This is a genomic window from Paraburkholderia suaedae (genome assembly GCF_040812055.1).
Lineage (GTDB): Bacteria > Pseudomonadota > Gammaproteobacteria > Burkholderiales > Burkholderiaceae > Paraburkholderia.
Map to the genome: position 1 here is coordinate 163,542 of NZ_JBFOAH010000002.1, position 14,864 is coordinate 178,405.

9 protein-coding genes, 1 other RNA gene and 2 pseudogenes are annotated in these 14,864 nt (G+C 62.3%); 2 read left to right on the forward strand and 10 right to left on the reverse strand.

Going from position 1 to position 14,864, the window contains the following annotated elements; genetic code table 11:
* Window positions 1-109: 109 nt before the first annotated feature.
* Both ABQJ48_RS04150 and ABQJ48_RS04155 read left to right on the forward strand, forming a co-directional pair.
* Window positions 110-1,963, forward strand: a complete 1,854-nt coding sequence (locus tag ABQJ48_RS04150; RefSeq protein WP_367836172.1) for an EAL domain-containing protein — start codon at window positions 110-112, stop codon at window positions 1,961-1,963.
* Window positions 1,964-2,233: 270 nt separating this feature from the next.
* The gene (locus ABQJ48_RS04155) at window positions 2,234-2,443 is read left to right on the forward strand and encodes a dihydrofolate reductase family protein (protein ID WP_367836173.1); all 210 of its coding nucleotides are present in this window, start codon (window positions 2,234-2,236) and stop codon (window positions 2,441-2,443) included.
* Between the two features lie 256 nt (window positions 2,444-2,699).
* Here ABQJ48_RS04155 and ABQJ48_RS04160 read toward each other — a convergent pair whose 3' ends face one another.
* From ABQJ48_RS04160 to ompA, 10 genes and pseudogenes are all read right to left on the reverse strand, one after another.
* A complete protein-coding gene (locus tag ABQJ48_RS04160) occupies window positions 2,700-3,476 on the reverse strand; it encodes an alpha/beta hydrolase family protein (RefSeq protein WP_367836175.1) in 777 nt (258 codons plus the stop codon).
* A gap of 14 nt (window positions 3,477-3,490) precedes the next feature.
* Complete coding sequence (locus ABQJ48_RS04165; protein WP_473094095.1) at window positions 3,491-4,633, reverse strand: DUF3182 family protein; 1,143 nt, start codon at window positions 4,631-4,633, stop codon at window positions 3,491-3,493.
* A gap of 2,559 nt (window positions 4,634-7,192) precedes the next feature.
* Window positions 7,193-7,515, reverse strand: a pseudogene (locus ABQJ48_RS04170) (IS5/IS1182 family transposase); the annotation flags it as partial.
* A gap of 169 nt (window positions 7,516-7,684) precedes the next feature.
* Window positions 7,685-10,369, reverse strand: a complete 2,685-nt coding sequence (locus tag ABQJ48_RS04175; protein WP_367836522.1) for an excinuclease ABC subunit UvrA — start codon at window positions 10,367-10,369, stop codon at window positions 7,685-7,687.
* A 910-nt stretch (window positions 10,370-11,279) separates the two neighbouring features.
* The gene (locus tag ABQJ48_RS04180) at window positions 11,280-11,630 is read right to left on the reverse strand and encodes a hypothetical protein (RefSeq protein ID WP_367836541.1); all 351 of its coding nucleotides are present in this window, start codon (window positions 11,628-11,630) and stop codon (window positions 11,280-11,282) included.
* A gap of 52 nt (window positions 11,631-11,682) precedes the next feature.
* Window positions 11,683-11,958 (reverse strand): annotated as a pseudogene (locus tag ABQJ48_RS04185) (Arm DNA-binding domain-containing protein); the annotation flags it as partial.
* A 55-nt stretch (window positions 11,959-12,013) separates the two neighbouring features.
* Window positions 12,014-12,383: a transfer-messenger RNA gene (ssrA, locus tag ABQJ48_RS04190) on the reverse strand.
* 112 nt (window positions 12,384-12,495) lie between these two features.
* Complete coding sequence (locus ABQJ48_RS04195; protein ID WP_367836176.1) at window positions 12,496-13,209, reverse strand: HAD family hydrolase; 714 nt, start codon at window positions 13,207-13,209, stop codon at window positions 12,496-12,498.
* A gap of 31 nt (window positions 13,210-13,240) precedes the next feature.
* A complete protein-coding gene (gene ubiG / locus ABQJ48_RS04200; protein WP_367836177.1) occupies window positions 13,241-13,939 on the reverse strand; it encodes a bifunctional 2-polyprenyl-6-hydroxyphenol methylase/3-demethylubiquinol 3-O-methyltransferase UbiG in 699 nt (232 codons plus the stop codon).
* 260 nt (window positions 13,940-14,199) lie between these two features.
* Window positions 14,200-14,850: an outer membrane protein OmpA gene (ompA, locus tag ABQJ48_RS04205; RefSeq protein WP_367836178.1), complete on the reverse strand. Its 651-nt coding sequence runs from the start codon at window positions 14,848-14,850 to the stop codon at window positions 14,200-14,202.
* Window positions 14,851-14,864 lie beyond the last annotated feature (14 nt).

The following is a 14,864-nucleotide window of genomic DNA, read 5'->3' on the forward strand; positions in this document are numbered from 1 at the left end:
ACTGCGCTGCGAAGTGCACGATCGTCAGCAATCAACGGTGTCACCCAAGATTCATTGAAGTTACTGCGATTGCCGCCGTTACGTGGATATCCTCCCCTGAAATCCTGCCATGTCACTTGACTCGTCTCCGCCATCCGCTGCACCCGGCATCGAGGATTTGATCGCCCGAGGTGATCTGTCGGCTGTCTTCCAACCCATTGTCGATTTGAAGGAGGGTGCAGTTCTTGGCTATGAAGGATTGATTCGCGGGCCGGCCGGCACGCCGCTTGAAACACCGTTCGCGCTGTTTGCACAGGCGCTCGTCGAAAACTGCGCGATGGAACTCGAACAGGCCGCCGCGCGCACCTGTATCGAAGCGTTCGCGCGACTCGACTTCGACGGCAAGCTGTTCCTCAATTTCAGCGCGGGCGCGATCCAACAACTGGCTGAAACGCGCGATGAGACGCTGGCGCTGCTGCGTCCGCTCGGTCTCGATCCGCGGCGGATCGTGATTGAGCTGACCGAGCAAAGTGCAATGTTCGACGTTGGCAGCCTGATGCCGGCGATTTCGGCGCTGCGCATAGCCGGCGCGCAATTCGCGCTCGATGACTACGGTACCGCGAATGCCAGCATGAGTCTCTGGGTACTCCTACAACCGGACGTCGTGAAGATCGACCGCTTCTTTATCGACGGCATCGCGAGCGATCCGCTGAAGTTCGAAGCCGTGCGCGCGATGCAGCACTTCGCCAGCACGAGCGGCGCGCGCCTCTTGGCCGAGGGCATCGAGACCGAAGCGGATCTGATCGTGGTGCGCGACATGGGGATCGGCTGCGGCCAAGGCTACTTTTTCGGTCGCCCCCATGCCAAGCCGGCCCGCAAGGTGACTGACGACGCCCGCGACGCGCTGCGCGCGCGCCACATCGCCGTGTTCCCGGAGACCACGCGCGCGGCAAGCGGCGAGTCGCCCTCGGGCGGGAGGGCCTCGGCGAAAATGCTCGTGCATGCGCCCACGCTGCCGCGCCACGCCACCAACAACGACGTGCTCGAACTGTTCAGCCGGCTGCCGGATCTGCACGCGGTCGCGATAGTCGAACAGGACGAGCCGATCGCACTGATCAACCGCCGCGCCTTCATGGACCGTTATGCGCTGCCGTATCACCGCGAGCTGTTCGGCAAGCGCCTGTGCATGCAGTTTGCGAATGAGTCGCCAGTCATCATCGAGAAATCCATGAGCGTCGAACAGATGGCCAAGCTGCTCGCGAGCGACGACCAGCGTTATCTCGCCGACGGCTTCGTTATCATCGACAACGACGGCAAGTACGCAGGCCTCGGCACCGGCGAGAGCCTGGTGCGTGCGGTAACAGAGGTGCGCATCGAAGCGGCGCGCTACGCGAATCCCCTGACCTTCCTGCCTGGCAACATCCCGATCAGTGCACATATTGCCCGCCTGCTGACGAACGACGCCGGTTTCTGCGCGTGCTACGTCGATCTAAACCACTTCAAGCCCTTCAACGATCAGTACGGCTACTGGCAGGGCGACGAAGTGCTGAAGTTCGCGGCCGGCGTGCTCGCCGACATCTGCGAGCCGACTCGCGATTTCCTGGGCCATGTCGGCGGCGACGACTTCCTGATTCTGTTCCAGAGCGACGACTGGCGCGAGCGCGTGCTGCGCGCAATTAACCTCTTCAACCAGGGCGCACAGCGCTTTTACGCCGCTGCCGACCGGCTGGCCGGCGGTATCCATGGCGAAGACCGGCTCGGCGTTCCCACCTTCTTCGGCTTCGTGACGATGGCGATTGGTTGCGTGCGCGTCGCGTCGAACGGCCGCCGGTCGCTTTATGGCAGCGAAGAAATCGCTTCCGTGGCCGCGTTTGCGAAGCGCCGCGCAAAGCAGCACCCCTCCGGCTTCGTATTGATCGATGCGGACGAAAGCTCGGCGCTGCTGGGCCGTCACCCCGACGGCGAAATACCGCAATCGGCTTGACGTCCGGCCGCTGCCCGTCCGTCGTCAGAGACAAGCGGCCGATAGCGTTATCCGTTCGCCAGTGGCTGGCAACGCTTTCTGGTCCACAGCCTGCAAAATCCGGCGCTTGCCAAGCTCGAAGGCAAGCATCAACTGTTTCGGGGTCTCGCTCAAGCAGACTTTCGCCTCGACCTGCTGCTGGGACGCGGCACATATGACATATCCGGGGGGTATTGGCCGCATGTGCCGGCCGGCTAACCGAGCCGCGGCATCGCCGACTTGTTCGATTGCGTGGCCAAGCATGTGGCCACGCATCGGCTCGAGACGCTCGACTGGCAAAACGGCCGCGCGATCGGGGAAAACCTCGCCGACGCGATACGCGCACCCAAACAGCAGCACGGACAGCAGGACGGCGCGAATCTATTGACGCTCGGCAGCGGCAACATGGTCGCCCAACTGCGCGCCGCTGATCTGGTCGACGAGCTACGGCTTCTGATTTAACCGGTGCTACTGGGGCGCGGTAAGCGTCTATTCGCCGACAACGCGCCTGCCTCTGCATTCAGACTGGCGCAGTCGGTCAGCACGTCTCAGGGCCGCCATCATCACTCGCTATATGCGCGACGGGCAGGTGCGACTGGATCATTCGACGCAGACGACCAAGGATTGGCGCTTAGGAGTCCGTGCGGTACACAAAGCGTCACGGCGTATCAGCGGAGAATGCAAGCGGTTTGCCGGGGCGAGAAATCGACCTGTTCGCCTACACATTGGGGTGATTGCGCGCCGCGCCCCGGCTGCCTGCACGGGAGCCCTGAACCATCTCCGAAAGCCAGTTCACTATCAGGTCCGTGTAAGCGCGCTGGCTGCCGACATCGGAGAGGCCGTGGTCCGCGCCGTCGATCACGCGATAGGTCAGCGAATGTGAGTGCAGAAACGCCTGCAAATAGCTCGCAATGACCGTGTGCGGAACGATCTGGTCATGCTCGGATTCGACCAGCAGCACATCGCCGCGGAAGTTCGCAGCGGCACGCAAAGCGCGGTTTTCCGTCGGTGGCACAATGCGCTTGCGATACGCGACAAGATCGTGCTCGACATGCAGCGCGCGCTTTGGCGTGGTCCAGCCTTCGTCGAGATACAACGCGGGTACACGCAGACCCAGCCAGCGCACGGGACGCAGCTCTGTGAGAATCGCCGCGAGATAACCGCCATAGCTGCTGCCGATTACCGCGATCGCATCGCGGTCGATGGATGGATGCGCCGCGAGCGTGTCATATGCGGCAAGCAGATCGTTGAGATTCGTTTCGCGCGTGACCGTCTGCTGCTCGTTGTGCGTGCGGGCATGGCCTGTCAGGTCGAACGTCAGGCAGACGCAGCCCAGGGCCGCCGCCTGTCTCGCGCGCTCGAGATACTGCTCCTGATTGCCGCCCCAACCGTGGACGAACAACACGCCGGGCACTGCTGTTTTTGGAACGAGCATCGTGCCGTCGAGATGGCCATGTTCGAGCTTGATTTGTAGCTGGTAACGATCTGCGGTCATGCGTCGCTGCTCCTTTACACCTTGTCGCGATTGAGCGTGTAGAACTTCGTGAGGGGTCCAGCCTGCGTATCGACGCCGCGATATACGAGGCAAGCGCCGTCGGGCAGCGCCACGTCTTTCCCGTAGATTTCGCGTGTCGATGCGCGCACCAGACAGGTCTCCGGTTCGGCCCTGAAAGTGCGCAACGCGCCGATCTCGGCGCCGGTCGCGCCGCCGACGCGCCACGATTGCTCGAGCACGCCGCAATGACGCACGCCCGCTTCGTCGATGCCGCAGGCCACGTCATAGTTGCGCCGGGACGCGAAGAACCCGGCGTAGTCGATCTGCACGGCGGCATCGAACGCGCGCGCTTTCGCAATGCATTCGCGCAGGTCTGCCGTGAGGTCGAGCCGTTCGAGGACGTCGAAGCCGCCGCGCACCACGACGAGATCCGAGCCGCCGTAGACATCGTGGCCATGGTTGTTGCGCGTCAGATGCTGCACGCCGTAGTAGCTCACGACCAGATCGTCGAGCATGACCTGGCCCACGCTGAACGTGTTGATCGCCTCCAGATGACGCTCGATCGAAATGCCGTCGGTTCTGAGCGCTTCATCGCCTAGCGCATCGAGTTGCGCATCGAGTTCGTCTGCGTTCGCAATCAGCGCCTGTCCGGCGCCGCCGATTCCATATGGAAGCTTGACGCGCACGCGGCCGCCTCTCCAGAGCGCGCGTGCGGCGCTGCGGGCGTCGTCGCGCGAAAACGCCGCATAGCCGGGCAACACCAGCGACGCAATGCGCGCACCGAATGCATGCGACCAGCCAGCCGGAGCGGCACTCGCGCCTGCCGGCAAGCTGTGCGCGATCAGTTTTGTCGCGACAAACGGAAACGGCACGACGCCGCCGTACAGGTCATGCACCGAGCAAACTCCAAGCTTGTGCGCTTGCGCAAGGGTCAACGTATCGTCGGGGATCAGATACCGATGTGCGGGATACACCCGAGCGTGGCGGAATTCACCCGCAACGCGCGTGCCCTTCAACTCGGCGATCTGGCGCGCCAGCTCGCGCAGCGTATCGCCTTCATGACCGGCCCGAGGGGCTTTACCCCTGTGCTGATACACGAGGGCAACAGACAAGCCTGGTACTGCTGATTTGTCTGTCACGACCGATGGATCCACCATGCTGGCCTCCTGGGCGGGGAGTCGCACTGTTGCTGCCTTGCAGGCGTCGGGATATCCGTGGACCGGCATGATCCGCGGGAAACCAGTCCAGCTCCACCGCAGTGCGCTCCATGGTCGCCTCCTCCAATCCGAATCAACTTAAAGATAGCTCGCGGCAAAGCCGCGTTCAAGCGTGCATGCAGTTCGACAATCCCGCGAGAATGGTCGATGCAGCGGCAGCCGGAAATTCCCATGCATGTGAGTCAAGACTTATCCACTTGCGTCGCGGACAGCATGAACTATCCACAGAATCTGTTCACAAATCTGTGCATAACTCGCCCGCCTGCATAACGGGTAAGCGCGTGCGTCGTGACATCGGGGCGGCTTCGGCTATCGCCGGCACGATCGAAGGATCTATCCCATTGACCTCGGAACATGACCGCACGCCCAGCGTACAAGACGACTTTCTGCAGACGCTCGTAAGGGACGAAAGGGCGCTCGTTCCTCGATTCGTCAGCGTGCGGCTTTGGCTCTGGCTCGTCAGGTAATTTCGATGGTTGCCGGTGATTTTGCTGAAAGTACCGTGGTGTTTGCGCCGCTATCCGGCAACGGTGGAGACCCACCTCCGCTGTGATGTGATGCGACCGCGTTCCGGCTTCGTGAGGTTCCGAGATGACTGCTGGTTCGACTCACCGGATGGTGACTGAAACCGCAGGAGCCGACGGTCCGGTCGTCTATGTCGTCGATGACTACAAGGGTTGTCGGTATCGATTCAGTCACGTGTCCGATGGAGGGGCGCAGGAGCGCATGGGATGCCCTTGCCAGCGACTTCGATGCCCGCACGCTTGATGGAATAACCACGGTCGTCGAACTGGGCACCGTCTTCGCGACTGCTTGGCAGATTCTCAACGGGCGTGTGCGGGGAAGAACCGTGGTCCCCGCGCTTGCGCGGGTCGGGTCTGCTAGCTGCCCTGATAGATATCGCAGGACAGCCCCACCACGCACGGGGCACCGTTTCTCGCTCTGCCACTGCCGCTGCTTCCGCCGGGCTGGGGTCCGTATCCCAGGTCAGGGGTGCGGTCCATAGTCGTGGCCGGCTGTGCAGTTGTCAGGGGCTGCTGGGAAGCTGAGGGGCCGGCGTTGCCCGAAGGTTGCATGTCCTGCGAATGGGCGGCCCCCGCAGTGAGCAGTGATACCGCACTGATTACAGCGAAAAGTTGCACTTTCATCTCGTCACCTCTTTCTCGTACGCACCAGGCACGGCGGCCCGGTTAATTTCCGTGGTAAATATCGCAGAACGACCCCGCAATACAGGGCGCGCCGTGTGTTCGCCCGCTCGTTTGCGTTCTGGACGCCGGATGCCAGCCACCGAGGTGTCAGGCACCTGCTCCTGTCGGCGCCGCACCCTGCTGTCTGACCGACTGATTCATTTGCGCGGACGGAGTTTGCAGCGCGTCCTGTGAATACGCGGCACCGGCTGCCGTCAATAGGCAAAGCGCACTTGCCGTTACCATCATTTGTACTTTCATCTTGACGCCTCGCTCGGTGAGCAAGTTTCCGGACGACCACCTCGGGATACTTGCGGCTTCACTTCCGCCCCCCCCGAGTAGCGAGGCTCCCTGCACCGTCGGATAAGGAGAGAAACCTGCGGAACGGAGGTCTTTCGGGGAATGCGGAGCAATGTGGTCGGTGAATCGACGCGAGACTGCCGCGACCGGGTGCGACCGTGCGGATGAGGGTGCTGCGCCGCTAAATACGTGCGTAGCTGATTAGCGCTGGCAGACCAGGTGCTGAAGGGTCGCACGGAAGTCTGCACGTAATGACCTCGTGGGTCCGCAACGGCAACAAGTTGCGTTGCTCAGTCAGTTGCCTTCCGTTGCTGGCTCGCGCGCCCTCAGCAGATTTTTAGCTCCCCCCGAAAAAAATATTGCATTGCGGGTCCACCCTGCACGGCCTGGCATGTTTTGCGCCGCTTTGTACGCGTGTAGCAGGCATGCCGCCGTATGCTTCCATCCCTGGACCGGCAGAGGAAGCACTCGGAGTCGCTGCGTTTTCTTGTGGGGTGGGTTGTGGTGTCCGCGGTGTGCTTTGGGAATGAGCAACTCCTGCCATGACAAGCAACCCGGCAGCAGAAGCGACCATCAATTTTGATTTCATGTTAATTCCTTGAATTGCGTTGAATTCCAATCATGCGATTCGCTATTCACGTGCGTGCTCACGGCATAATCGGGCACGCAAGTGTCCTTCGCATCTGCGGGCCAGTTGCCCGAGGCGAACCTTTCAGGTCGTTAGAAAAACGGGGAAAGCAGTGCGCCGAGCCGAGATCCCGGGGCGCAAGGTGGCGTGCCAACTGGCAATGTCAACGGATTTTGTGGACCCCCGACACGTAATAAGCGCCCTGCAATTAGGTTATAGGGCACGGAATACCGGAGCGGTAGTGAATATTCGCGCCGCACTTCGCCCGCTATCTCGCAGGCGGCTTTTTACGCTAGTCCAGGCTTAAATGCTTGCGCCTCGCGATTTGACCAGTGGCTGATATTTAGTCGGGTCTGAATAATTCGCTTTGGACGACGCTTGCCCTCACGGCTGGCATTCGACAGCGATTGAGCGGTTGAGCAAGGCGGCCAGAACAGCGGCGAAAAAAGCCTCAGCTTCCTGAGGATCATCCGCAGATTATGGCCGGCGCCGCACAGCACTGCGTGTATCGCGTCGCCGAGCGCGCCTTTAAGCCAGTTCCGGTCGAGCTTCCCGTCTGCCTTCATGTGGCCGATGGCTGGCTCGATCGCACTTCGCCTTCGGATCATCTCGCGTAGTCCACGCGTGATTCCACGCCGTAATCCCGGATGGTAGATCTTCACGCCATCAACGATCACACCCTTGTAGCCGCGATCGACAACGGCCACCTCGACCATGGCCGCCTCGTGCGCGTACTCGACGCATGGTGTCCGAGCTTCCTTGGTTTCTGTCTCTACGCGGCGAGCCGCGCGCAAATGCCGCTCAAACTGCGCGCGCTGATCGACTTCCTGAAAGAGAAGCGCGGCGCGCGCTCGCTAGCGTACAAGCTTCCTTCTTTCATGCTACCAGGTGCTGCCGCAGATACTCGGCGGTGCGGCTTTCCTTCGCGCGCACGACCTGAGCCGGTGTGCCGCTCGCCACGATCTTGCCGCCCGCGTCGCCGGCGCCCGGGCCGACGTCGACAATCCAGTCGCTTTGTGCGGCTACCCGCATGTCGTGCTCCACCACGACGACGGTGTTGCCGGCATCCACGAGTCCCTGGAGTTGCACCATCAGCCGGTCGACGTCGGCGGGATGCAGGCCGGTGGTCGGTTCGTCGAGGATATACAGCGTGTCGCCGCGTTGCGCGCGTTGCAGTTCCGTGGCGAGCTTGATGCGCTGAGCTTCGCCGCCGGACAGTTCGGTGGCGGGCTGACCGAGCCGCAGATAGCCGAGGCCGATGTCACGCAGCACGTTCAGTGCGCGCATCACGCTGGCTTCGTCGGCGAAGAAATCGCAGGCGGCGTCGACGGTCAAGCCGAGCACCTCGGCGATGTTCTTATCGCGCCATGTGACTTCCAGCGTCTGCGTGTTGTAGCGCGTGCCGTCACAGGTCGAGCAGGGCGCATAGACGCTTGGCAGGAACAGTAGTTCGACGCTGACGAAGCCTTCGCCTTCACACGTCGGGCAACGGCCTTGCGCCACGTTGAACGAGAAGCGGCCCGCGCCGTAGCGACGCTTGCGAGCCAGTGGCGTATCGGCGAACAGCTTGCGCACGTGGTCGAAGAGGCCCGTGTAGGTGGCGAGATTGGAACGCGGCGTGCGGCCGATCGGTTTCTGATCGACGCGCACGAGGCGGCGCAGCGCGTCCATGCCTTCGGCAATGCGGCCGCCGGTCGGCGCGCTCGCGCCCGCGAGCAACGGGTCCTGCTCGTCGTCGTCCGGGTTTTCAAAGACGCGTCCAAGGTGGCTAGCGACCAGTTCCGGCAACGCCTGGCTCACGAGGCTCGATTTGCCCGAGCCCGACACGCCCGTGACGGCAGTCAGGCAGCCGAGCGGAAACGCGGCGTCCAGCCCATGCAGATTGTTGCGCGTGATGCCGGCGAGTCGCAGCCAGCCGGCCGGTTCGCGCGTCGCCCGTGCGACGGGCGCGGGCGGCGCAAACAGATGCCGGCGGGTATGTGACGCTTCGACATTGGCGAGGCCGGCGGGCGGCCCACTATAGACTACATGGCCGCCGGCTTCGCCCGCCGCAGGACCGACATCGACGAGCCAGTCGGCGCGCCGCATCATCTGCAGATCGTGTTCGACGACAAACAGCGAATTGCCCGCGGCCTTCAGGCTCTGCAGCGCGCTGAAGAGCGCTTCGCCATCCGCGGGGTGCAGGCCGGCCGATGGCTCGTCGAGCACATACACGACGCCGAACAACTGCGACGACAACTGCGTGGCGAGTCGCAAGCGCTGCAGTTCGCCGGATGACAGTGTGGGCGTACTGCGCTCCAGTGCGAGATAGCCCAGACCCAGATCGACCAGAGTCGTCAGGCGTTCGAGCAACTCGGCTGCAATGCGTTGCGCGGCGACGCGTTTTTCCTCGGACAGGTTGGGTGTGCGCCGCACGTCGGGCGAGGCTTTATGCGCGGACCCGCCTGCGGCGATCCGTTTATCGACGGCATCGCGCATGGCGCTCCTGCTGAGCACGCTGCCTTTGCCGGCGTCTTTGCCCGAATGAGCGGCATCGGGCTCGGGCCATTCGCCGCGCGCGATCGGTTCGAGCATCTCGGCGAGTCTGGCTAGCGGCAACTGAGCGAACGCGCCGATATCGAGCCCGGCGAATTTCACCGACAGCGCTTCCTTCTTGAGCCGCTTGCCATGACAGGCCGGACAGACGCTGCCAATCATGAATTGCGCCACGCGTTTTTTCATCAGCGCGCTTTGCGTGTTCGCGAACGTGTGCAGCACATAGCGGCGTGCACTGGTGAATGTCCCCTGATAGCTTGGTTCGTCCTTGCGCTTGAGCGCGGCACGCGTTTCTTTCGGCGTGAGTCCGGCGTAGACGGGCGCGGTCGGCTGTTCGTCGGTGAAGAGAATCCAGTCGCGGTCTTTCTTCGGCAAATCGCGCCACGGTTTATCGACGTCGTAGCCAAGGGTCACCAGAATGTCGCGCAGGTTTTGTCCGTGCCACGCGGGCGGCCATGCAGCGATTGCGCGCTCGCGAATGGTCAGCGAGCCGTCGGGCACCATCGATTTTTCCGTGACCTCGTACACGCGGCCAAGTCCATGGCAAGTCGGACAGGCGCCTTGCACCGTGTTCGGCGAGAAATCCTCGGCGAACAGCATGGGCTGCTTCGGCGGGTAGTCGCCCGTGCGCGAATAGAGCATGCGCACGAGACTCGACAGCGTGGTCACGCTGCCAACCGACGAGCGCGCGCTCGGCGTGCCGCGCTGCTGCTGCAACGCGACCGCGGGCGGCAGGCCTTCGATGGCGTCCACTTCGGGCACGCCGACCTGCTCGATCAGGCGCCGGGCATACGGCGCGACCGATTCGAAATAGCGCCGCTGCGCTTCGGCATACAACGTGCCAAATGCCAGCGACGATTTGCCAGATCCGGACACGCCGGTGAAGACGACCAGCGCATCGCGCGGAATCTGCACATCGATGTTTTTCAGATTGTGTTCGCGAGCGCCGCGCACCCGCACGAAGCCGGGGAAGGCGGGTTCCTCGGACGGCGGCGTCGAGCGAGCTTTGTTGTGGATGGCGTCCATATCGATGAGTGGCGAATAAGCATGGCCCTGCGGGCCAACGCTAGTGAAGTTTGCACGGAGCATGCCCGAAGGTCATGTGGCGATGATGCCAGTGAAGGCGGGGCGCACGCACCCCCGTGAATTCAGAACGACCGTCTATCATTGAGCGCCAATCCGCGCGCGGAGTGCGGTGGCTAACGGACGCGCTACTGGCGCGGCGCGGAAGCTGGCAGTCTTCGCCCGTCAGAGAGTTCGCCATGGAAAACGCTGTGTACTGGGGACGGCCGTTAAACACATCAAGGCAGCCCTAGAGGTCAGGCCGGGTTCAAGGTCCGGAGAGGGTCGACTGCGGAAGTTCGCCGGTCAGGACGATGCGCTACGTATCTCCGATGAATTTCCGAGTTCGGCTGATCGCTATCGATCGAATATGGGCCGCTTACGCGGTGCATATTCTCAGCGCCAGGTTATTGATACTTCGACGCTAGGTGGTCGACGGTGCTGAATCGCACCTTAACACTTGCGGCTAGTTTGATCAGCTCGGACGGGCTCACAGAATCAATGCAACGGTCCGATAGCGTCTCGCGTGCCAACCATCCCGTGTGTTTTTCATTCGGGCGTTCCGCTTGCAGGACGTCGATCGGGGGATACGTCGGCGCAAGCTCGCTAGTTTTCTGCAGTGTTGAAATCGGTGCCTCCTCCTGAGTGGTCACCGACCCAGGCTGAACTCCCTCCCTCGAGTGCTACCCACCGGTGTCCGTCCGGCTATTAGCTGCAATCGCGGCAATGCCAAGCGGGCCCGTGAACGATGCGGCAATGATGAGGCGTGGAAGTTCGGTCATGGCGATCCTTCTACTTTTTATAGTCGGGTGACCAAAGGTCAATGCGGCGTCTGTTGTGCGCGTGGGCGCGTGTCAGGCGTTGCGCGAGAGGTCTACAAGCGGCGAGCGAATTGGCCCACCAGTGTTCCCCTGAGATCGTTGATGAGCGGCTCCAGGCTCGCGCCATCAAACTGTCCAAGGTTCCCTGCGAGGTCCAGCGCACGCGAGAAATACACCATGAAGGCGTCGCGTACGGCGAGGCGCGTCTCGCCCGTGATCCGTAGCGCCTTGAGTACGTATTCGCCTAGCTCGCCGGGCGTGTTCCACAGCCCACGATCGTAGCGCTCGGTCGGCGCAGGACCGCCGAGGAAGAGGCTGTTCATGCGCCGACATTCGAAGTCGAGGTAAGCCGTGAAATCGACTCGACCTACGGCATCGAGGGCTGCAAGCGCGACGCTTTTCACGCGCGGCTGCTCGCCGGCAGCGGGCCTCGACGAGCGTAACCTCGGGATACGGGCCGAGACTCAGGGTTTTGTCTTTGCCGCTGAAGCGGTAGTTCATTCGCCACAGCTTGCCGCCCGAGGCTGTGAGCTGCAGGTACATGCGGTCGCCATCGGTCAGGCGATTGCCTTTGCCATCCGGGTTATAGCGTGCGTTCTTGACCTGTAATTCGGTCAGTGCGATGGTGGTATTGGTCGCGAGTTGTTGTCGGATACCACCGAGAATACCACCCCTGCATGGTGGTACTGATGGGATTCCTCGGTGACATTCGGGAAACAAAAAAACCCGCACAGCCCTGACTGTAGCGGGTTTTCGGTATTTCTCGGGAACATCCGAGAACAGCAATTGGTGGAGGCGGCGGGAATCGAACCCGCGTCCAGAAGCACTCTACGACCAGTTCTACATGTTTAGTTCTGTCTTTTGATTTAACCGCAGCGACGCGGACGAACACGCTGCGCTACGGCGATTCACTAGATTTTCGACCCGGATGTCGTGACGCCACCCGAGCTTAACTGACGTATATGACCTCTGTCGGTATTGCTACCGGTCTTGCGACTCTAGCCCGTCAGTGAACTAGGCAGAGGACGGCGGCCCTTAGGCTGCCAGTGCGAACGTATCGTCGTTTGCAGTTACGTTTTTCCCATTGATTAACGAGGTGACGGGTCCTCGACATGCCCTAGCCGCTTCGCAACCCCTGTCGAAACCAGGTCGCCCCCGCGGTTCGTTGCTCGAAATTTCCGAGCCAGCGAATATTTTACAGCAGATCGACGGCCGCGTCCCGGCTCATCGGCGCGGCGGCCGCGGCCACGCTTGGAGGCGTCATCCGCTTTAGCCGATCTCGCGCAACAGCTTCTGCAATTCGACCGGCGATTGCACGACATGCTGCGCGTGCCATTGCGTCGGCGGAATGTCGTTGCCGCAGTAGCCGTAGGCAGCGGCCACGGTCTTCATGCCGGCCGCGAAGCCCGCCTGCACGTCGCGCAGGTCGTCGCCGACGTAGACGACGCGCTCCGGCTGCACGCCCAGCTCGCGCGCGGCGTGCAGCAAAGGCGCCGGGTGCGGCTTCGAATGCGCAGTCGTGTCGCCGCTTACGACGCAGCCCGCGCGCTCCTCGAGGCCCAGTTGCGCGACCAGCGGCTCGGTGAGCCTGCCGACCTTGTTGGTGACGATGCCCCAGCGCACCCCGCGTGCGTCGAGATCGTCGAGCAATTCGGGGATGCCCGGAAACAGTGTGGTCTCGATGCACAGGTCCGCTTCGTAGTTGGCGAGAAACTCCTCACGCATCGACGCAAATTCGTAATCTTCGGGCCCGATGTGGAACGCCCCGCCGATTAGCCCGCGCGCGCCGGCCGAGGCGAGCGGACGCAGGTCCTGGAGCGGCACCATCTCGAGTCCGCGGTCGTGGCGCATTCTGTTGACGGCCGCCGCGAGGTCGGGCGCCGTGTCGGCCAGCGTGCCGTCGAGGTCGAACAGCACAGCCTGGTAAAGGCGGAGCGCGTTGTCGTCGTCTTCGCGTTGCGGCAGGGGGGTGGGATCACTCATTGTTCGATCTGGTCTAGCGGGTCGGGGCGGCTCAGGCGTCACGCCGGCACGCGAGCATGTAGTTCACGCTCGTGTCGGGGGACAGCGCGAAATGCTTGCTGAGGGGGTTGTAGACAATGCCTTTGATGTCGGCCATGCGCAGGCCGGCGGCGCGCACGAAACCGGCCAATTCCGACGGACGGATGAAACGGGCGTAGTCATGCGTGCCCTTGGGAAGCATGCGGGCAATGTATTCGGCACCGATCACCGCGAACAGGTATGACTTGACGTTGCGGTTCAGCGTGGAGAAAAACACCCAGCCGCCCGGCTTCACCAGTGTCTTGCAAGCTTCGACGATAGCGCCGGGCTGCGGCACGTGCTCCAGCATCTCCATGCAAGTGACGACGTCGAAAGTGCCCGGTTCGCGGGCGGCGAGTGCCTCCGCGGCGATTTCTTCGTAATCGACGGTTACACCGCTTTCAAGGCTGTGAAGATCCGCGACGCCGAGCGCCTGCGTCGACAGGTCGATGCCTTTGACATGCGCGCCTAGGCCCGCCATCGATTCCGAGAGGATGCCGCCGCCGCAGCCGATGTCGAGCACGCTCTTGCCTGCCAGATGCGCGTGAGCGTCGATCCAACTCAGGCGCACCGGATTGAGCTCATGCAGCGGCTTGAACTCGGCATTTGGGTCCCACCACCGATGCGCGAGGTCGCTGAATTTCTGTAGTTCGTGGGGATCGGCGTTGGTCATGACGGAAGCTGCCTCGATGAGAGCGTTGAACGGACGCTCGAGGATAAACCCTGAGTATATAGGGCGAGGGACAGGGCGGCAAAAGGGTCGGAAGGGTGTCTGCGGAGCAGCTTGTCACGAGGCTTCGCTTGATGGCTTCGTCCCATGGAAGTGCGGTGCTTGCGTTCGCCGGCACCGTACGCGCGCCCCTGATCGCAGCGAGGGCCGCGCAAAAAAAAGCCCCGCCGGAGCGGGGCTTTGATACTGCGGTGACCTGAAGCTTACTGCTTCGGCGTACCCACAACTTCGACTTCCACGCGACGATCCGGTGCGAGGCAGGCGATCAGTTGCTTGCGGTTCTTCTGGTTGCAGCCGGTCGTGACCGGGTTGCGGCGGCCCTTGCCTTCCGTATAGATACGGTTGGCTTCGACGCCCTTGCTGACCAGGAATGCCTTCACAGCTTGCGCACGGCGCAGCGACAGACGGTCGTTGTACTTGTCCGTACCGATGCGGTCCGTGTGACCCGTTGCGACGACGACTTCCAGGTTGATACCTTGAATCTTCGATGCGAGTTCGCTCAGCTTGTCACGACCTGCCGGCTTCAGGATTGCCTTGTCGAAGTCGAAGAGCGCGTCAGCTTGATACGTAATCTTTTCGCTGGAGATAGCCGGTGCGGGCGGTGCGACCGGAGCCGGCGGAGTCGGCGCTTGAGCAACCAGGGCGCCGTCGCACTTGGCGTTGGCCGTTGCGGGCGTCCAGAATGCATCGCGCCAGCAAAGCTCGTTCGTGCCGTTCATCCACACGTATTCGCCAGTACCATTCACCCAGTTGTCGTTAGTTGCTTGTCGCGACGCCGGCACCGACTGCGCCACGGCGGATGCAGCCATAACTGCGGTAGCTGCAATGAACGCGAGCTTTGAAAGTTTATTCATATTTCTCCTCTCGA